This window comes from Micromonospora sp. C28ISP2-4, from assembly GCF_030519385.1.
Taxonomy (GTDB): Bacteria; Actinomycetota; Actinomycetes; order Mycobacteriales; family Micromonosporaceae; genus Micromonospora; species Micromonospora tulbaghiae.
Genome location: NZ_JAUMKG010000012.1, coordinates 1 through 17142, shown reverse-complemented (window position 1 = coordinate 17142; position 17142 = coordinate 1). Strand labels below are relative to the sequence as shown.

The window sequence follows — 17142 nt, the reverse complement described above, 5'->3', positions numbered from 1 at the left end:
CATCTCCGCATCTGTCATCCGAGGGCTAGTCGCCGTCGGTGGCCTTTCTCACGGCCTCTTCCACTTGTGCGTTCGAGATCTTGAACAGAGCAACCAGGGAGACACCCGCGGCGAAGATTCCGCCCGCTCGATAGACCATGTTGAGGTCGAAGCGTGACGCGATCTGGCCGGCGAGGAAGATGCCGACCGGCATCAGACCGAATGCGACGAGCCGGTTGACGCTGCTCACCCGGCCCGTCAACTCCTGCGGCACGATGGCCTGCCGAATGGAGACCGTCGTGACGTTCCAGGTCATCGCCGTGTAGCCGGTGATGGCCAGCCCCAGCGCGACGAGCGGAATTTCGCTGCTGAATCCCAGGATGGTGAACCCGAGGGCACCCATCAACGTCCCGCCGAAGGCCGAGCGCGCGGGGCCCAGCCGGCTGGTGAACATCCGGCAGGTGAAACCGGCGGTCACGCTGCCGACGGCCACGGACGCCAGGAGCAGGCCGTAGGCCGCGTCGTCGAGATGCATGACCTGCCGCGCGTAGAGCACCAGCATGGCCAACTGACCGACCGTGCACATGTTCGTCAACCCGGCGACGAGCGTGTACGTGCGCAGGACTCGGTGCCTGGCCAGCCAGCGGACCCCCTGCGCGATCTCGGCCCGCATCGCTCCCCGCCGTGGACCCCTGGTCGTCTGGTTGTCACCCGCGCGGAAGTCGCCACGCATCAGGAAGCTGAAGAGCGCACTGAGTGCGAAGCTGATCGCGTCGATGACGATCGGGAAGGCTCGGGCGAGGGAGTACAGCCACCCGCCCAGCGCCGGCCCGACGAACTTCAGCGCGGTCGTGTTGGCCGTCATCAGCCTGCCGTTGGCAAGCTCCAGTGTGGTCCGATCACGCGACACAGCCATCGGCAGGATCGCCGCCCGTGAGCTGTCGTAGACCGTCTCGATGGCCGTGACGGTGAAGGCCACCACCATGAGCAGTGGAATGGAGACCCAGTCTCCGAGCACCGCAACTACCAGCAGGCTCAGCAGCAGGCACCGCAGCGCATCCGACAGCCACATGGCCCTACGGCGGTCCCAACGGTCGGCGAAGACACCGCCGAGCAGCGCGAGCAGCAGCCAGGGGAGCTTGTCCGCGATGCCGACCAGAGACAGCGTGGAGGGATCACTCGTCAGGTCGGCGGCCAGCAGGGGGAGTGCCGTAACAGTCAGGCCGTTACCCACACTCGAGATCGACCACCCACTCCACAGGAGCCAGAAGTTGCGTCCCAGCCGCGTGGTCGTCGGCTGCGCCTTCTGTGTCGTCGTCATCGGGCCGCCCTCTGCGGCAACTTTGCCGCCGGGTCGAGCTCCAGCAGCAACCGGGTGGTGCGGTCGGCGGCCTCCTCGTCGCCGAGTTCCTGGTGACACTGCACGGCACGGTAGGCGCAGCCCGGACCCCGCAACGCGCCGAGTCGGGCGCCCCGCTCGAACTCCGCGGCAGCGCCATGGAGATCACCCTGGCGCTGTCTCCAGGCCGCGACGAAGAAGCGGGCCGACGGTTCGTTACCGTCCAGATCGAGCAGCCGACGGGCAGCCGCGCCCAGCCGGTCGGTGGTGAAGACCGCAGGACCCGCCTTCACCGTCACGTCCATGAGGAGCCGGGTGTTCTCGACGGCGGCGTGCCACTCTTGCGACGTGGCGGCCAGGCTCTCCGCCTCCTCGCCCGCCGCAACGGCAGCTTCCATCGCCGCCCGGGCAGCTTCGACGTCCTTGCCGGCGATCTGGTGGAACGCCGCGGCGCGCCAGTATCGGCTGAGGGTCAGCGCCCGTACCCACGGCGTCTCCTCCGACAGGAGCGGTAGCAGTGCCTCGCCGTACGAGGTCCAGTAGCCGCTGCCGCGCTCGCCGTCACGATCCCGCAGCAGGATCGAGATGAGCTGGGTGCTCGCCAGCACCCGCAGGGACGGAACTCGTCCGCTGGTGGCCAGCCGGGCAAACGTGTCGGCCGGCGTCTCGGTGCCACGCAGGTGTTGCCGGAGAGCCCGGGCGATCTCGTAGTCCAGGTGGTCACGGGCGGGATCCGCCAGCCCTGGCTCCTTCTCGGCGAGCTCGCACGCCAGGTTGTAGAAGCCGAGTTGGGTGAGCAGCCGGAGAAGCACGGCACGCCGCGACACGGGCTGGTCCGCCCAGGCCGCGACCTGGTCGCCCAGGAACCGCCATGCCTCCAGCCCTGTCTGCTCGGCAACCTGCGCAGGAGACCGACCGAGGAACGCGTCGCTCCTCGCCTGCCGGACCAGCCACGATCGCGCATCGCCCTGGAGGATCAGTGAGCAGTACGGCAGGACGTCGCGCGTCTGGTCGCGCAGCAGGGCCAGCAGCAGGGGCGTGCTCTCCGCGCACAGCGGCCCTCCGACCGTCGGCGTCAAAGTGAACCAGGCGCTCCAGATCCGCTGCAGTCGTACGGTGTCCAGCTCGACCGGGGGCGGGAAGTCCAGGTCAGTCCACGCGATGTCGTCGTGGCGGGGGTAGGTGTGCAGGTTCGACATCGGTCGTCCTCTGAGAGCGGGCGTAAGAAGAGGGGCGAAGCGGGAGAAGCCCCTCCGAGGGGCTTCTCCCGCCTCAATCCGAGTCAGGTCTTGCGGCGACTCAGTAGACCTCGCTGAAGTAGACCTCGCTCATGTCAGAACACCTCCCCACCTGCTAGATTGGACAGTCCCAGAGAGCTGCAGGCGGCCTGCCTCTTCACTGACGAGCCATCGCAACTCTCGGATATGAGCCTAGGTAGGCGCACTTTGTGGCCGCTTCGCGGCGCTTTTCCGAACGAAGAAGCGGCTACCCGGGCCATGCCCACCTGAGGTGGGAATCCCAGCGGGCGCCGAACCAGGTCGCCCCGCCGCCCGGCAGGTCGCACACCATTCGGCGTGAGCCAATACCTGTTCACGCCGCCCCGAGCCGGGTCGCACGGCCGGCGAGCCGATGATAAAGTCGTTGAAACGGGGGAAGGATTTCTGGTGACCATTTCCAGACGAATAAGCGTTCCGCGTGACATCCGGTGCTCCAAAGCACGGATTTTTCTCCGCGTGTCGCACCGCAGTCGACGCCGACGGCAACGCACAGACACCGCTCGGCAGCGGTGACAGTCTCCCCTGCCTCCTGAGTGCCCTGCCAGCAACGGCACACTTCAGCCTGGGCAGGTTCTGACCGCTCCGCTCTCCTCTCCCTGGTAGCCCGCGCTAACTCGCACGTCCAGTACGGCGAATCGGCTGCAAGCCTTGCCCACCGGAGGGAACGCGACATTGCGTGCTGACATTGACATCCAACAAACAGATTCTATGCGCTTCGGCATTCTCGGCCCGCTGCTCGTAAGCCACGAAGATGGACCTGTCGTGATCACGGGCAGGCGACCCCGGGCAGTTCTCGCCTGCCTACTGCTGAGGCGCGGACACACGATTCCCGACGACGCGCTGATCGACGCGGTGTACGGCGGCCGCTCTCCCCGCAGCGCACGCAACCAGATCCAGCAGGCGATTCACCACCTCCGCAGGGTCGGCGTCCCGGTCACCCGGGACGAGAGCGGCGGCTACTCCCTCGCTGTCACCGAGAACGACGTCGACTCGGATTCCTTCCAACTCCACGTGCAGCAGGCGCGAACCGCCGTGCGGGAAGACCTTCTGGAGGAAGCGGCGGCACACTTCACGTCCGGCTTCGCACTGTGGCGGGGGGAGGCGTTGACCGGATTCGACACCCCGTACTTCCGGGAGGCTGCGGCGGAACTGGAGGAACTGCGTCTGGCGGCGCTCGCCGAGCACGTGGAGGTCCAACTAGAACTGGGCTGGTCCCACGCGGTCATCCCGGACCTGAACAAGGCGATCGTGGACAACCCGTTGCGCGAGCGCTATCACGGGCAGATCATGCTGGCGCTATACCGGGAGGGCCGGCAGAGCGAGGCCCTGGAGGTCTTCCGGAGTCTGCGTCACCGGCTCGGTGAGGAGCTCGGAGTTGAGCCGGGCAAAGACCTCGAAAGGCTCCACCGGCGGATCCTCGCTCAGGATCCGACACTCCATCACCGCCGCACGGCAGGGCTGCAGGACTCGGTCGTGCCGCGGCAGCTGCCGCCACGGACCACCGTGCTGAACGGCCGAGAAGCCGAACTCCGCAGGATTCGTCATGCGCTCACCCAGGACCATTCCCCTGTCGCGGTGCTCGCAGGCTTCGGTGGCATCGGCAAGACCGCGCTCGCCATTCACGCCGCCCACGGCATAACGGACTCCTACCCCGATGGTCAGCTGTTCGCGAGGCTGACGGGCGAGCATGGCCGTCCGGCCCGCCCGGAGGACGTGCTCGGCATGTTCCTACGCGCGCTCGGGCTACGCGACATGGACCTGCCGCCCGGGTTGGAGGAGCGGGCCGGCCGCTTCCGCACGCTGACCACAGGCAAGCGGATCCTGGTCGTCCTGGACGATGCCAGCTCCCTTCGGCAGGTCCAACCGCTGGTGCCGGCCGGCGACGGGTGCGCGCTCATCATCACCACTTCGTCCTGGGATGTCAGCCAGCCCGGCTGGGAGTCGATCAAGCTCACCCCGCTGGCCCCCGCAGATGCTCGCAGCCTGCTGGAACGAGGTGTGGGCAGGGAACTTCTCGAAGCCCAGCCCAGGGCCACCCGGGAGGTGCTCGACCGCTGCGGTGGTCTCCCGCTCGCGCTGGAGATCGTGGCAGCCCGGATCATCAACGGGCAGGGCTCGATCAGGCGAGTCGCCGAACGGCTCGCCGACCGCGACCGGTTGCTCCACGAACTCACCATCGGCGACCGTACGGTGCGGGCGGTCCTTGAGCGTGGCTATCGTGCGCTGGGTGCCAGGCCGCGAGGGCTCCTGCGCAAGATCGGCCTACTCGGCTGCGCGGAACTCACCGCAGACACGGCCGCCGCGGTGGAAGGAACTTCCACCACGGACGCCGGTTACCTGCTGGACGACCTGGCGGACGCACACTTCCTGATCCCGGCCGCCGATGCCACGTCGGGCGAGATCACATACCGGTGCCTCGACATGGTCCTGGCCTTCGGGCGTGAGCGCTCCTTCATCGAGGACGACGCGGAGGCCAGGGCGACCGTCCTGGCGAGCACGTACGACCGACTGGAGTTCGTCAGAGGCCAGGTTCGTCGACGGCCCGGCGTAGCGGTCTGATCCGACCGGCTGCCGCCGCCTTGCTGACCTGTGGCCCCTGGCCGCAGAAAGATCAAGGCTCATGACCAGCTGAAACGCTGGTCATGAGCCTTGATCGCGTAAGTGCGCCCGAAGGGCCTCGAACCCCTGACCTACTGATCCGAGCTGAGCCTCGTCGTCCAGGCCCGGTAGCCCAATGGCCGGCGATGAGACGTGCGACAAGCTCGGCGGCCACGTCGGCGGGGCGGGCGGTGACGCTGCCGTCGATGGCTTCGTCGGGGCGACGTCGATGTGGTCTGCCTGCCCCGGGCCCGTAGTAGCGGTGCTGCTCGGCACGTCGCCCCTGCCGCAGGAGATCATGACGGCGGGGTCGAGCCCGCTGCTGGCAATGCGGTCCGACTCGTTCGCAGAAAGAGAATCGAGATCAGCCTCGGCCAGGTTGCCCCTACGGTCCAAGGTCAGTTGGAGTTCACCGTAGGGGCACCTGGTCGACCACACCCACCTGAGCCGTTTCCGGTGGCCTGGGGCGGGCCACCGGGATCAGCCCGTGGTGCAGGAACGAACCTGGGCTCTGGCGCTGCTGTTGCCGTTCATCATCGTGGTGAAGCCGAAGGTGTTGCCGCTGCCGTTGGACCGCATCGTCATCACGTAACCGGTGCTGTCCCAGCTGGGGGAGCCGTTCCAGGTAGTCGAGACCCGCTGCGGCGGGGTCAGAGCCACGACCACGGTCCAGTTGCTGGCCCCCTGAACCGTCACCGAGGTGTTGTACCGGTCACCCCAGACGTTGGGGGTCGTCGCCGTCGCTGTGCATCCGCCGCCGGGAGGCGGAGTGGTCGGCGGCGCAGTAGTCGGCGTGCCGGTCGGCGGCGGAGTGGTCGGCGGCGGAGTGCCGTCCGGGGCCACCGCTCGGCCGGTGCTCGGTGAGATCATGCCCGGACAGAGGTTGCGGCTGCTCAGGTTGGCCATGATCTGCGGAATCGCGTCACGGGTGTTCTGAATGCCGTCGTGCATCAGGATCACCTGGCCGGCCTGGAGGCGGCTGGCGTTGGAGACGATCTGGCTGACACTGGCGCCGTTCCAGTCCTGGGAGTCGACGTCCCAGATCACCTGGCGCAGGCCGAGCGACGTGGCGACCGACTGGAGGTTCGAGTTGGTCTCCCCGTAGGGCGGGCGGAACAACTGCGGCCGGACGCCGGTCGCCGCCTGGATCGCCGAGTTGGTCTGGGAGAGGTCCAACTGCATCTGGCTCTGGCTCATCGAGGTCATGTGCGCGTGGTTCCAACTGTGGTTGGCCACCCACATACCCGCGTCGACCTGGGCCCGCGCGGCGGACTGGTTGCTCTGCACGTTCTGCCCGACGTTGAACATGGTCGCCCGTACGCCGTTCGCACGCAGCACGGACAGCAGTGCGCTGGTGCTGCCGGTCGGCCCGTCATCGAAGGTGAGGCCGACGTACCCGTTGCAGGTGGCAGCGCTGGACGGAGTGGCGGCGACCGCGAGACCGGCGGCACTCAGCGCCACTGTGGAGGCCAGCACGGCCAACCGGGTGAGACGCGATGTTCGGGGGGCGGACGGGCGGCGGGAGCCGCCGATGCTGGCGTACATGCGCAGGTCCTCCTCGGGACGGGTGACACCTGACGACGCATAAATTCAATCGATCAGGATTGATGTCAACGCGTTCGGAGTATTGCAGCGGCGTTTCGAACACGTCAATGATTTTCCGGAAGTTTTCCGGAAAGCTCGGCCGGTCGGCCGTGCCCGCCCAGCCGGCACGCGTTCGGTGCGTCGATGCGCCCCTGCACGTGGGGCTGGCCGAGCACGGCGGGCCGCCCGCCCGTCGTGGACCACCTGCGACCCAACCGTTCCTGCAACGTCAAACGGAGGGCGCGACGTGCTGCGGCGGTGCCTCCCTCAGCACTCGTTCTGCTACGGTTCTGATCGTGGGCACGCTGATTCGTTAGTACGGGACGCCGCGTCGAGTCTTTCTCCGCGGTGGGTCCTACGCGCGCTGCTCGGCTATATCGCTGGTCGCGCGAGGTTCCCGTACGTCCATGCGCTTGACAAGCGCGTCTTCCGCGACGGCAGGCGTTCTCTGCGTGTCGCGGGAAGGAGCTCTCGTGACCCACAGTCAATCTTCCCCGTCCCGGCCGCACCGCGTTTGTGCGATTCGCGGCGCAACCGTCCGCTTCGCCGAGCGGGTCGTCCTGGCCGAGGTGGATCTTGCGGTCGGCCCGGCCGAACGGATCGCGGTGATCGGCGACAACGGCGCCGGCAAGTCGGCGCTGCTGGGCGCACTTGCCGGCACGCTGCGGCTGACCGCCGGTGAACGGATGGTCCAACTTCCCGGCGGCGTTGCGTTCGCCGAACAGCAACCCCGGTTCCGGCCCGGCGCGAGCGTTGCGGACGCGCTCGACGACCTGCTTGGCGACATCCGTGAGCTCGAGGCCGAGATCCTGCGGGCCGCGGAGCAGCTGGCGCGGGCGGGCTCCGACGAGCGAGACGCATTGTCCGCCGAGGTCAGCGCGGCCATGGACCGATTCGAGGCCCGCGACGGATATCAGCTCGACCAGAAGCTCGCCTCCGACCTCGACCGGCTCGGACTGGGCGATCTCGATCGGTCCCGGCCTGTACTCACTCTCTCGGGCGGCGAGCGGGCGCGGCTGGCGCTCGCCGCGGCGCTGGCGTCCGAGGCGGAGTTGCTGCTGCTCGACGAGCCGACCAACGATCTCGACGACGCCGGCATCGCCTGGCTGGAGGACCGTTTGGCCATGCACCGCGGCGCACTGGTGGTCGTGACCCACGACCGCGTGCTCCTGGACCGTCTCGCCACCGACATCGTGCACATCGAACGCGGCGGTTTGCGCCGCTACGGCGACGGCTACGCCGGATACCTGACCGCACGCGCCAGTGAGCAGCGCCGGCTGCTGCACGAGTACGAGGCGTGGCGGCAGGACCTCGCCCGGCAGGAAGCCCTCGTCACCGCCAACGCCTTCCGGCTCGATGCGATACCGCGGAAGATGGGGCGTGCGTTGTTCGGCCATGCCGCGTTCCGGGCCCGTGGCCGCGACCACGGCTCGATGGGCCGTATCCGGATGGCGAAGAGTCGGATCGACCGACTGCGCGCGGAGCCTGCACCGCGACCCGCCGATCCGCTCCGGTTCGCACCCTCCTTCGCCGAGCCGGCCGCCGGCGAGAAGGCTGTCCTGATCCGTGCGGAGGGTGTCCGGCTGGACGGTGACGGGCCGAGGCTGCGGCTCGATGCCTTGGACGTGTCGGCCGGCGACCGGCTGCTGATCTCCGGACCCAACGGCGCCGGGAAGACGACCCTGCTGCAAGTGCTGGCGGGCGAACTCGCACCGCCGCAGGGAACCGTCCAGCAACGATCCGGCCTACGCATCGCCTGGCTGCGGCAGGCCATCACCCACGGCTCGCGAGCGACGCTCCTCGACGCCTTCGCCGCCGGCACGGGCACATACCGGGACCACGCCGCCGATGAACTGCTGCGGGTCGGCCTGTTTCACCCCGACGACCTGCATCGGCAGGTGGCACACCTCTCGGTCGGGCAACGCCGGCGCCTAGAACTCGCGTTAGCCGTCACCCGTCCCAGCGATGTCCTCCTGCTCGACGAACCCACCAACCACCTGGCTCCGGAACTCCTCGAACAATTGGAGAACGCGTTGCCCGACTACACCGGCGCTGTCCTCACCGTCACCCACGATCGACGGTGGCGCGAGCGGGCGGGGGCCTCCGCAAGGGTACGGCGAATCCATGTGGCACCGGGCGGGCTCGTGCGTCTGCCCGATCCGCCCGGAGATGAGCGCCGCGGACGGAGCGGCGGGAACACAGAGACGTCATCCTCGTGATCACCGAGAAGGTGCGGTAGATCCACCAATCGGTGGAGGCGGGAATCAACCCGAGCTTCGACGCGACGGCCGACGTGGCGGGGTGCGGTGCGGCCGTAACTTCGCGGCATGACCGCGCTAGAGGTACGACACCTGCACAAGCGCTACGGCCAGCAGGTTGCCGTCGACGACGTCTCCTTCACCGTTGAAGAGGGGGAGATCTTCGGCATCATCGGGTCCAACGGCGCCGGCAAGACGACAACCGTCGAGTGCATCGCCGGTTTGCGAACACCCGACTCGGGAACGATCTCTGTGCTGGGTCTCGACCCGATCAAGGACCGGGCGCAGGTACGTGAACGACTCGGCGTGCAGCTGCAGGAGAGCAGCTTCCCCGACGCGATCAAGGTCGCCGAAGCGCTCGAGCTCTACAGCTCCTTCTACCGCAAACCCGCTGATTGGCGCGAGCTCATGGAGCTCCTGGGTCTCACCGACAAGCGCCACACACGGTACAAGGCGCTCTCGGGCGGGCAGAAGCAGCGGCTTTCGATCGCGCTGGCGCTGGTCGGCAACCCGAAGGTCGCGATTCTCGACGAGCTCACGACGGGACTGGACCCGCAGGCCAGGCGCGACACCTGGAGCCTCATCGAGCGGGTTCGGGACACGGGCGTCACGATCCTTCTCGTCACGCACTTCATGGACGAGGCGGAGCGCCTCAGCGACCGGATCGCCGTCATCCATGGTGGCCGGGTTGCCGCAGTGGACACGCCGACCGGACTGATAGCCCAGGCGAGCACGGTGCAGCAGGTCCGGTTCCGGATGCGGCAGCCGTTCGACAAGAGGGTCCTGACCGAGCTTCCCGACGTGACCGATGTCGCGATCACCGATGACCGTTGGCTGGTCACCGGCAGTGGGCAGCTGCTGAGCAGCGTCGCAGGGGCTCTGGCCCGGGCGCAGGTCGTGGCGGAGGACCTGCGCCTCGACCGGCGCAACCTCGACGACGCGTTCGTGGCCTTCACCGGTCGCGCCCCGCAATCTCCAGAACCGCTCCAGAAGGAGGGCTGACTCATGCCTGCTCTCACGAACATGATCAAAATCGAGGCGAAACTCCTCCTGCGTGACTCCGCCACCGTTCTCTTCGGGGTGCTGTTCCCGACCGGGTTGCTGCTCGGGCTGGGCGCCATCCCGGCGCTGCGGGAGTCGTCCCCGGAGACCGGCGGGCTCCGGCCCATCGACATCTGGGCGCCGACCGCGCTGGTGTTCGCGATGGTGATGATCGCCGTGCAGCACGTCCCGGCGGTATCACGACGTATCGGGAGCGCGGCATCCTGCGCAGGGTGTCGACCACTCCCGCGCATCCACGCACCATCCTGCTCGCGCAGATGATCGTCGCGTTCGCCTCCGTGGTCGTCTCCGCAGCACTCATGATCTTCGCCGGGTGGGCGGTGCTGGACATCGCGCCGCCCGCACGGCCCGTGGAGCTCGCGGTAGCCTTCCTCGTCGGGTATGCGGCTCTGCTCGGGCTCGGCATGATCTCGGCGGCGGTGGTCCGCACGAGCAGTGCCGCGAACCAGATTGGCACCCTGCTGTTCGTGGCGCTGATGTTCTTCGGCGGGGCCTTCCTGCCCCGGACACTCATGCCCGACCTGCTGCGCGAGGCCGGCGAGTTCGTCCCGCCCGGTCTGCAGGCTCTCACCGCGGCATGGTCCGCCGAAGCGGGCGAGATCACCGCCACCGCCGGTGGGCAGCCCTTCTGGCTGCAGATTGCCATAATGGCGGGTATCGCAGTGATCCTGAGCTCGGTCGCCGCGAAGCTCTTCCGCTGGGAATAGGTGACGATGACCCGAGTTGCCGGGGCCGGCTCCCCTACGCATCCCTCCGCCATCGCAGAAGAGGCAGAGACCGCGAATCGCTCCCGGCTGGCCTGGAAAGAGGAGCAGCTGCGGGTCTGGGACCTGCTGCATCTGTTCACACCGTGGCTGCTGTTGACGATCTCGGCGGCGATCTACTTCGCGTGGGTGCTGCCAACCTCCGGTGAACGTTTCTGGCCGGAGGGGGCATCCGTGCTCGCACTGGTCATGGTCGCGGTGCTGTGGGTGCTGTTCGGGCACACACGGCCCATCAGGAGGAGAAGGCTGCGGCGGATGCCGATGGCCGTCTACGTCGTCGGACTGCTCGCTCTGTGCGTCACCCTCATGACGTACTCCGACATCTTCCTCCTCTTCACCATCGCGGGCTTCTTCCACGCCTACCTGCTCAAGCCATGGCCGGTGGGGGTGCTCGGAGTCCTGGCCACCTCCGTTGCCCTCAACGGCTCGGCGATGGGAGTCTGGGCGGACCCCGCCCCGGAGGCTCTCGCGCAGTTCATCCTGATCGTCGCCGTGCAGACCGCGGCGATCGGGGCGGGCATCCTGCTCACCGCGCGCAGCGAGCCGGAGGAACGCAAGCGGGAGAGACTCGTCGAGCGACTCGAGGCGGCGCTGCACGAGAACGCCGGGCTCCACGCCCAACTGGTCGTCCAGGCCCGGGAGTCCGGCGCCCAGGACGAACGGCAGCGACTGGCCGGTGAGATCCACGACACCCTGGCGCAGGGCCTCGCCGGCATCATCACTCAACTGCAGGCCGCCCAGCGGTCCGCGAGTGTGCGGGGCGAGACGCAGGAGCACGTCACCCGCGCGCTCCAGCTCGCGCGCAGCAGCCTCGCCGAGGCCCGGCGGTCCGTGCGGGCGCTCGCTCCACAGGATCTCGCCCGGGCTCACCTGCCCGACGCGCTCCGCACACTCACCGAGCGCTGGTCACGGGACGAGGGGACGCGAGCACATCTGGAGGTCACCGGCGACAGCGAGCCGCTGAGCCCCGCCATCGAGGTGTCACTCTTCCGCGTCGCGCAGGAATCCCTGACCAACGTGGCGAAGCACGCCGCGGCATCCCGCGTCGGTGTCACGCTGTCCTACACGGGCACCGAGGTGCTGCTCGACGTGCGTGACGACGGACGCGGGTTCACAACAGCGACCGGCACCGGATTCGGCCTGACCAGCATGCGGCAGCGCATCAGGGGCGTCGGCGGCCACGTGGAGGTGCAGAGCGCACCGGGTGAAGGGACATCCGTCAGCGCGCGCGTTCCGGCGATCACCCCCGCGGGTGCCGCAACGAAGGAGGAGACCGACCGATGATCCGGCTGTTGATCGTCGACGACCATCCGATCGTGCGGGGAGGCCTACGCGACACCTTCGCGTACGCCGAGGACATCGTCGTGGTCGGCGAGGCCGGCGACGGTGCCGAGGGCATCGAGCGGGCGACGGCGCTGCTGCCCGATGTCGTGCTCATGGACCTGCGGATGCCCGTGCTGGACGGCGTCGCCGCGACCGCTACCCTGCGCGAGCGGACCCCGGACGTCCGGGTGTTGGTCCTGACGACTTTCGACAGCGAAAGCGACGTCCTGCCGGCGATCGAGGCGGGCGCGATCGGCTATCTCCTGAAGGACGCTCTGCCGGACGAGCTGATGCGGGCGGTCCGGGCGGCCGCGCGCGGCGAGTCGGTGCTCGCGCCGTCGGTGACGCAGCACCTCATGGGGCAGATACGGCGGCCCAGCGCCGGCACACTGACCGATCGGGAGAAGCAGGTGCTGCAACTGGTCGCGAACGGCAGCTCGAATCGCGACGCCGCCAAGGCGTTGTTCATCGGCGAAGCAAGCATCAAGACACATCTCCAACACATCTACGACAAGCTCGGGGTACGTGATCGAGCGTCGGCGGTTGCCGAGGGCTACCGTCGTCGCCTACTCACCTGAGGCCCGCAGCCGGCCGCCCGCACGGCAGGATCGTCGCGAGCGGCATCCAGATCCGGATGGATGACTCCAGGTTGCGGTATTGCGGCTCTTGCAGACGGGGTGCAGAGGTCGTCGGTCAGGGTGCCGATCGAGGTTCCGGCGGACACGGTCTTTGCGCGTGGTGGTCCGTACGCCGAGGCGAAAAGGGGAAAGAAGAAGGCCGCGACCCTTGTTTCCGCAGGTCACGGCCTTGATCTTTGGTGCGCCCGAAGGGACTCGAACCCCTAACCTTCTGATCCGTAGTCAGATGCTCTATCCGTTGAGCTACGGGCGCCTGGTGCTCGGCCAGTCTACACAACCGGCTTTCGCGCGGAGACTCCGGGATTCGAACCCGGGAGGGGCTTTAAGACCCCAACCGCATTAGCAGTGCGGCGCCATAGACCAGACTAGGCGAAGTCTCCCTGGTGACCCTGAGGTCACCGCGCCCGAGAATACAGGCCCGTACCCGCCCGGAGCAAAGCGGATACCGCGACCGGCCTCCGCGACCGCGTTTCCGTCGTGTGCCAGATCACGTCCACGGCTACGCTCCATCGATATGCAGGAGCAGCCGCCGAGCGATCCGCCCCGTCGCGAGCCCGCAGCCAAGGCCCGGCGGACCCGCTCCCCACGACCGACGTTCAACCCACCGACGCCGGATCCCGCCGCGGAGAACGCGACGAGCGACACACCGGCGCCCCGGCGTCCGCGCCGGTCGGCACCCACTGTCGTCTTCCAGCCGCCGACGCCGGCCGACGCCGCAGCGCCGGCCCGCGCCCGCGTCCGGCCGCCGATCCGTCGGCAACCGATCCCGGTACGCCGCCCGCAGCGCAAGTCACCCCTACCTCTTCCACAACCGATCCGGGTACGTCTGCCGCAGAGCAGAAGGCGGCGGGATCCGCCACGCCCGGCACCCGATCGGGTGACCCGGGCACGGCTGAGCCGCCGCCGGTACCAGGGGAGCCCGCTCCGGAAGCCGGAGAACGCGACCCCGCAGCGGCGACACGTCGGACAGGAGGCGGGGAGGCCGCATCGACGGCGGATGAGGTTTCCGCCACAGCGGAGCGGCCTCCAGTTGGAGGGCCGTCGGTCATCGAGCCGCCGACCGCTTCAGACGCACCATCGGCCGGGGAGGTGACGCCGAAGCGGACGCGCCGCGCACCTGCGGCCAAGAAGGCCACTCCGGTCGCGAAGAAGGCCGCCCCGGCGGCCAAGAAGACCGCTCGGAAGGCATCGGCTCCCAAGCCGGAGGCATCGTCCCGCGAGCCGGAGGCGCCGGTCGATCCCACGTTCACCGCACCGGAGCCGCCAGCCGCCGAGCGGGAGCCCGACGGCACCGAGCCGGTCGCGGCGCAGGAACCGGTCGCCGCGCCTCGATCCGGCCGAGCCCGCCGGCCCGTCAAGGCCGCGCCCGCGGCGGAGAAGGCGAGCCCGGCGAAGCGTGCGAAGCGCGCAGCACCGGCTGCCGCCGCGCCGACCGCCGAGGTCACCACCGCAGCGGCGACCGGGCCCGTCGCCCCGGAGCTTGCCGCTTCCGCATCCGAGGCCATCTCCGTCGACCAGGCGCCCCAGGCAGAGCCGGCCGTCGTCGAGCAGAAGCCCGGACAACCCGGCTTCGCGCGTACACGGATGGAGGGCTGGCGGGCGGTGGGGCCGCAGCTGCGCGACCACCCCGGGTTCGCGCCGGAGCTGCTGGCCCTGGCGGCGGTGGACGTGCTCGGGCCGCGCGCCCGGGACTGGGTGGAGCAGGTCCGGCGGGCCTACCCGGAGGCGGACGCCGACGGGGTGGCCCGGCTGGCGACGCGGCGGTTCGTCCGGATGGCCGGTACGGGCGGGGCGCTGGCGGCGGGTGCCGGGCTGTTCGCGCCGGTCGCGGAGTTGGCGGCGGTGCTGTGGACGCAGGCGAACCTGGTGTTGCACGTGGCGGCGGCGTACGGGCGGGATCCGGCACATCCGGATCGGGCGGCCGAGCTGCTGGTGCTCACGTTGGTGCACCCGGACGACCGGACCGCGCGGGCGGCGCTGGCGGCGGCTCGGGCGGCCGACGCGCCGGCGGAGGGTCCGTGGGGACGGGTGGCGGAGGCGGCCTGGCGGCTGGCCACGCCTGTTGCGGCGCAGGCGGGTGGCTGGCTCGGGCTGCGGCTGGCCGCCCGGTTGCTGCCGGGGGCGGCGGCGCTGGCGGCCGCGACGGGCGGCACGGCGACGGCGGAGCGGGTCGCCGCGCGGGCGGTCGCCCGGTACCGGCCACGCCGCGCCTGACCGGCAGAGGGCACCGGCCGCGCCGCGCCTGACCGGCTGCGGGACGGCGAGGTGGCGACGACCTACAGCCAGTCGAACCAGGACTTCGGCAGCATCGCGTAGCCGACGAACGCGACGATGTCGAGCAACGTGTGCGCGACGATCAGCGGGGCGACCCGGCGGGTGCGCAGGTAGAACAGCCCGAAGATCACGCCCATGACGGCGTTGCCGACGAACGCGCCGAAGCCCTGGTAGAGGTGGTAGGAGCCGCGCAGCAGCGCGCTCGTGGCGAGCACCGCGCCGATCCGCCAGTTGAGCTGCCGCAGCCGGGTGATCAGGTAGCCGGCCACGATCACCTCCTCCAGCACGGCGTTCTGCACGGCGGCGAGGATCAGCACCGGCACGGTCCACCACAGATCCGGCAGAGCGGCCGGGACCAGTGTGGCGTTGAGGCCGAGCTGCGCCGCCGCCCAGAACAGCGCCAGCCCGGGCAGGCCGATGAGCGCGGTCAGGCCCGCGCCCCGGGCCAGGTCCGAGCCGGGCCGGCGGAAGTCGACGCCGAGCGTCCGTGCCGGGTCGCCGGGGTCGCGCGCCAGCAGGTGTACGGCGAGCAGCACCGGCAGCAGCGCGAAGACGATCCCGAGCAGCTGGTACGTGAGGTCGAGGTACGGCCGGGCCGACGCGGAGGTGTTCAGGGCGGCGGTCTGCTTGGACAGTCCACCGGTCGCGGTCAGCTTGGCGATCAGCGAGACGAGCGCGTACACGGCCGACTGGCCGAGGGACAGACCGAGCACGAGCAGCGTCTCGGTGCCCAGCATCCGGCGGGAGACCGGGCGGGCCAGCTCGTCAACCGTCACCGGACCATGAAAGCACTTCGGCGACCGGGCCGGACGGTCGCACAGTCTGTGCGACCGGCGTACACGCTCCGTGGACATTCTATGGGGGCCGATCCGCCCGTACGGAGAAGGAGCGTGCCCCTGTGGAGAACTTCGCGCGGCTGCTGAAGGAGAGCTGGACCCTGGTCGAGGAGCACCGGGAGCGGCTCAGCGGTCACTTCTACGCCCGGTTGTTCCTCCTCGACCCGGAGCTTCGCAAGCTCTTCCCGGTGCAGATGAACGGCCAGGGGGACCGCATCCTGGAGGCGATCGTGACCGCCACCCAGACGGTGGGCGACCCGGAGAGCTTCGACGAGTACCTGCGCGCGCTGGGCCGGGACCACCGCAAGTACCACGTGACGGCCGAGCACTACGCGACGATGGGCGTGGCACTGCTCGACGCGCTGCGCAGCACCGCCGGGGACGGCTGGAACCTGGAGTACGACCAGGCGTGGCGGGAGGCGTACGCCGGCATCAGCGAGCGGATGCTGGCCGGTGCGGAGGCGGACGAGAACCCGCCGTACTGGCACGCCGAGGTGCTCACGCACGAGCGGCACGGCCCGGACACGGCGGTGCTGACCGTACGCGCGCTCCAGGATCCGCTGCCCTGGCGCGCCGGGCAGTACGTGAGCGTGGAGGTGCCGCGCTACCACCCGCGGGTGTGGCGGACGTACTCGGTGGCGAACGCGCCGAACGAGGAGAACGTGCTGGAGTTCCACGTCCGGACGCCACCAGGCGCGGCCGGTTGGGTGTCCGGCGCGCTGGTGCGCCGCACCAAGCCGGGTGACCTGCTGCGGGTGGCCGCGCCGATGGGCTCGATGACGTTGGACCCGGAGTCCACCCGGGACGTGCTCTGCGTGGCCGGCGGGGTCGGCCTGGCGCCGATCAAGGCGCTGGTGGAGGAGCTGACCCGGGTAAACCGGACCCGCTGGGTGCACGTCTTCTACGGCGCGCGCCGCCCGGACGAGCTGTACGGGCTGCCCGGCCTGGAGGAACTGGTGGCCTCCCACCCGTGGTTGTCGGTGACGCCGGCGTGCAGCGAGGACCCGGACTTCGGCGGCGAACTCGGCGACGTCTCCGAGGTCGTCACCCGGTACGGACCGTGGACCACGCACGACTGCTACGTCTCCGGCTCGGCCGCCATGGTCCGGGCCACCCTGCGGGCGCTCGCCGCCGACGACGTCCCGCCGGACCACATCCGGTACGACACGTTCGGCAACCTCTGAACCTTGCTCCCCCCGAGCCGGGTCGC

Annotated in this window: 13 protein-coding genes and 2 tRNA genes; 9 read left to right on the top strand and 6 right to left on the bottom strand. The window is 69.5% G+C overall.

Translation table 11 applies throughout. The features are described 5' to 3' along the window. Positions 1–25 precede the first annotated feature (25 nt). Both Q3W68_RS28120 and Q3W68_RS28115 read right to left on the bottom strand, forming a co-directional pair. Positions 26–1300: an MFS transporter gene (locus Q3W68_RS28120; RefSeq protein ID WP_302908303.1), complete on the bottom strand. Its 1275-nt coding sequence runs from the start codon at positions 1298–1300 to the stop codon at positions 26–28. Then, a complete protein-coding gene (locus Q3W68_RS28115; protein ID WP_302908302.1) occupies positions 1297–2517 on the bottom strand; it encodes a hypothetical protein in 1221 nt (406 codons plus the stop codon). The genes Q3W68_RS28120 and Q3W68_RS28115 overlap by 4 nt, the downstream gene beginning before the upstream one ends. An 840-nt stretch (positions 2518–3357) precedes the next feature. Here Q3W68_RS28115 and Q3W68_RS28110 point away from each other — a divergent pair. After that, positions 3358–5154, top strand: a complete 1797-nt coding sequence (locus Q3W68_RS28110) for an AfsR/SARP family transcriptional regulator (RefSeq protein ID WP_302908301.1) — start codon at positions 3358–3360, stop codon at positions 5152–5154. A 519-nt stretch (positions 5155–5673) separates the two neighbouring features. Here the strand turns inward: Q3W68_RS28110 and Q3W68_RS28105 are convergent. Next, the gene (locus Q3W68_RS28105; protein WP_302908300.1) at positions 5674–6738 is read right to left on the bottom strand and encodes a polysaccharide deacetylase family protein; all 1065 of its coding nucleotides are present in this window, start codon (positions 6736–6738) and stop codon (positions 5674–5676) included. 512 nt (positions 6739–7250) lie between these two features. On the opposite strand from Q3W68_RS28105, the gene abc-f reads away from it, so the two are divergent. The 6 genes from abc-f to Q3W68_RS28075 all read left to right on the top strand — a co-directional run bounded on the left by abc-f (position 7251) and on the right by Q3W68_RS28075 (position 12762). Continuing rightward, entirely contained in the window at positions 7251–8996 is a 1746-nt protein-coding gene (abc-f, locus tag Q3W68_RS28100) for a ribosomal protection-like ABC-F family protein (RefSeq protein ID WP_302908299.1), read from the top strand. Between the two features lie 108 nt (positions 8997–9104). Continuing rightward, positions 9105–10037: an ABC transporter ATP-binding protein gene (locus Q3W68_RS28095; protein WP_302908298.1), complete on the top strand. Its 933-nt coding sequence runs from the start codon at positions 9105–9107 to the stop codon at positions 10035–10037. Between the two features lie 3 nt (positions 10038–10040). Continuing rightward, entirely contained in the window at positions 10041–10358 is a 318-nt protein-coding gene (locus tag Q3W68_RS28090; RefSeq protein WP_302908297.1) for a hypothetical protein, read from the top strand. Then, complete coding sequence (locus Q3W68_RS28085; RefSeq protein WP_302908296.1) at positions 10310–10804, top strand: ABC transporter permease; 495 nt, start codon at positions 10310–10312, stop codon at positions 10802–10804. Before Q3W68_RS28090 ends, Q3W68_RS28085 begins: the two co-directional genes overlap by 49 nt. 6 nt (positions 10805–10810) lie before the next feature. Next, positions 10811–12145, top strand: a complete 1335-nt coding sequence (locus Q3W68_RS28080) for a sensor histidine kinase (protein ID WP_302908327.1) — start codon at positions 10811–10813, stop codon at positions 12143–12145. Next, complete coding sequence (locus tag Q3W68_RS28075; protein ID WP_302908295.1) at positions 12142–12762, top strand: response regulator transcription factor; 621 nt, start codon at positions 12142–12144, stop codon at positions 12760–12762. Before Q3W68_RS28080 ends, Q3W68_RS28075 begins: the two co-directional genes overlap by 4 nt. A 237-nt stretch (positions 12763–12999) precedes the next feature. On the opposite strand, the gene Q3W68_RS28070 is transcribed toward Q3W68_RS28075, so the two are convergent. Together Q3W68_RS28070 and Q3W68_RS28065 are read right to left on the bottom strand one after the other, a co-directional pair. Beyond that, positions 13000–13075 (bottom strand) — tRNA-Arg (locus Q3W68_RS28070). A gap of 36 nt (positions 13076–13111) precedes the next feature. Further along, positions 13112–13202 (bottom strand) — tRNA-Ser (locus Q3W68_RS28065). A gap of 709 nt (positions 13203–13911) precedes the next feature. Between Q3W68_RS28065 and Q3W68_RS28060 the strand changes: the two genes are divergently transcribed. Then, entirely contained in the window at positions 13912–15036 is a 1125-nt protein-coding gene (locus tag Q3W68_RS28060) for a hypothetical protein (protein ID WP_302908294.1), read from the top strand. Positions 15037–15098: 62 nt separating this feature from the next. On the opposite strand, the gene Q3W68_RS28055 is transcribed toward Q3W68_RS28060, so the two are convergent. Next, positions 15099–15872, bottom strand: coding sequence for a CPBP family intramembrane glutamic endopeptidase (locus tag Q3W68_RS28055; protein WP_302908293.1), 774 nt, complete (start codon positions 15870–15872; stop codon positions 15099–15101). A 122-nt stretch (positions 15873–15994) separates the two neighbouring features. Between Q3W68_RS28055 and Q3W68_RS28050 the strand changes: the two genes are divergently transcribed. Beyond that, positions 15995–17116, top strand: coding sequence for a globin domain-containing protein (locus Q3W68_RS28050; RefSeq protein ID WP_302908292.1), 1122 nt, complete (start codon positions 15995–15997; stop codon positions 17114–17116). Positions 17117–17142 lie beyond the last annotated feature (26 nt).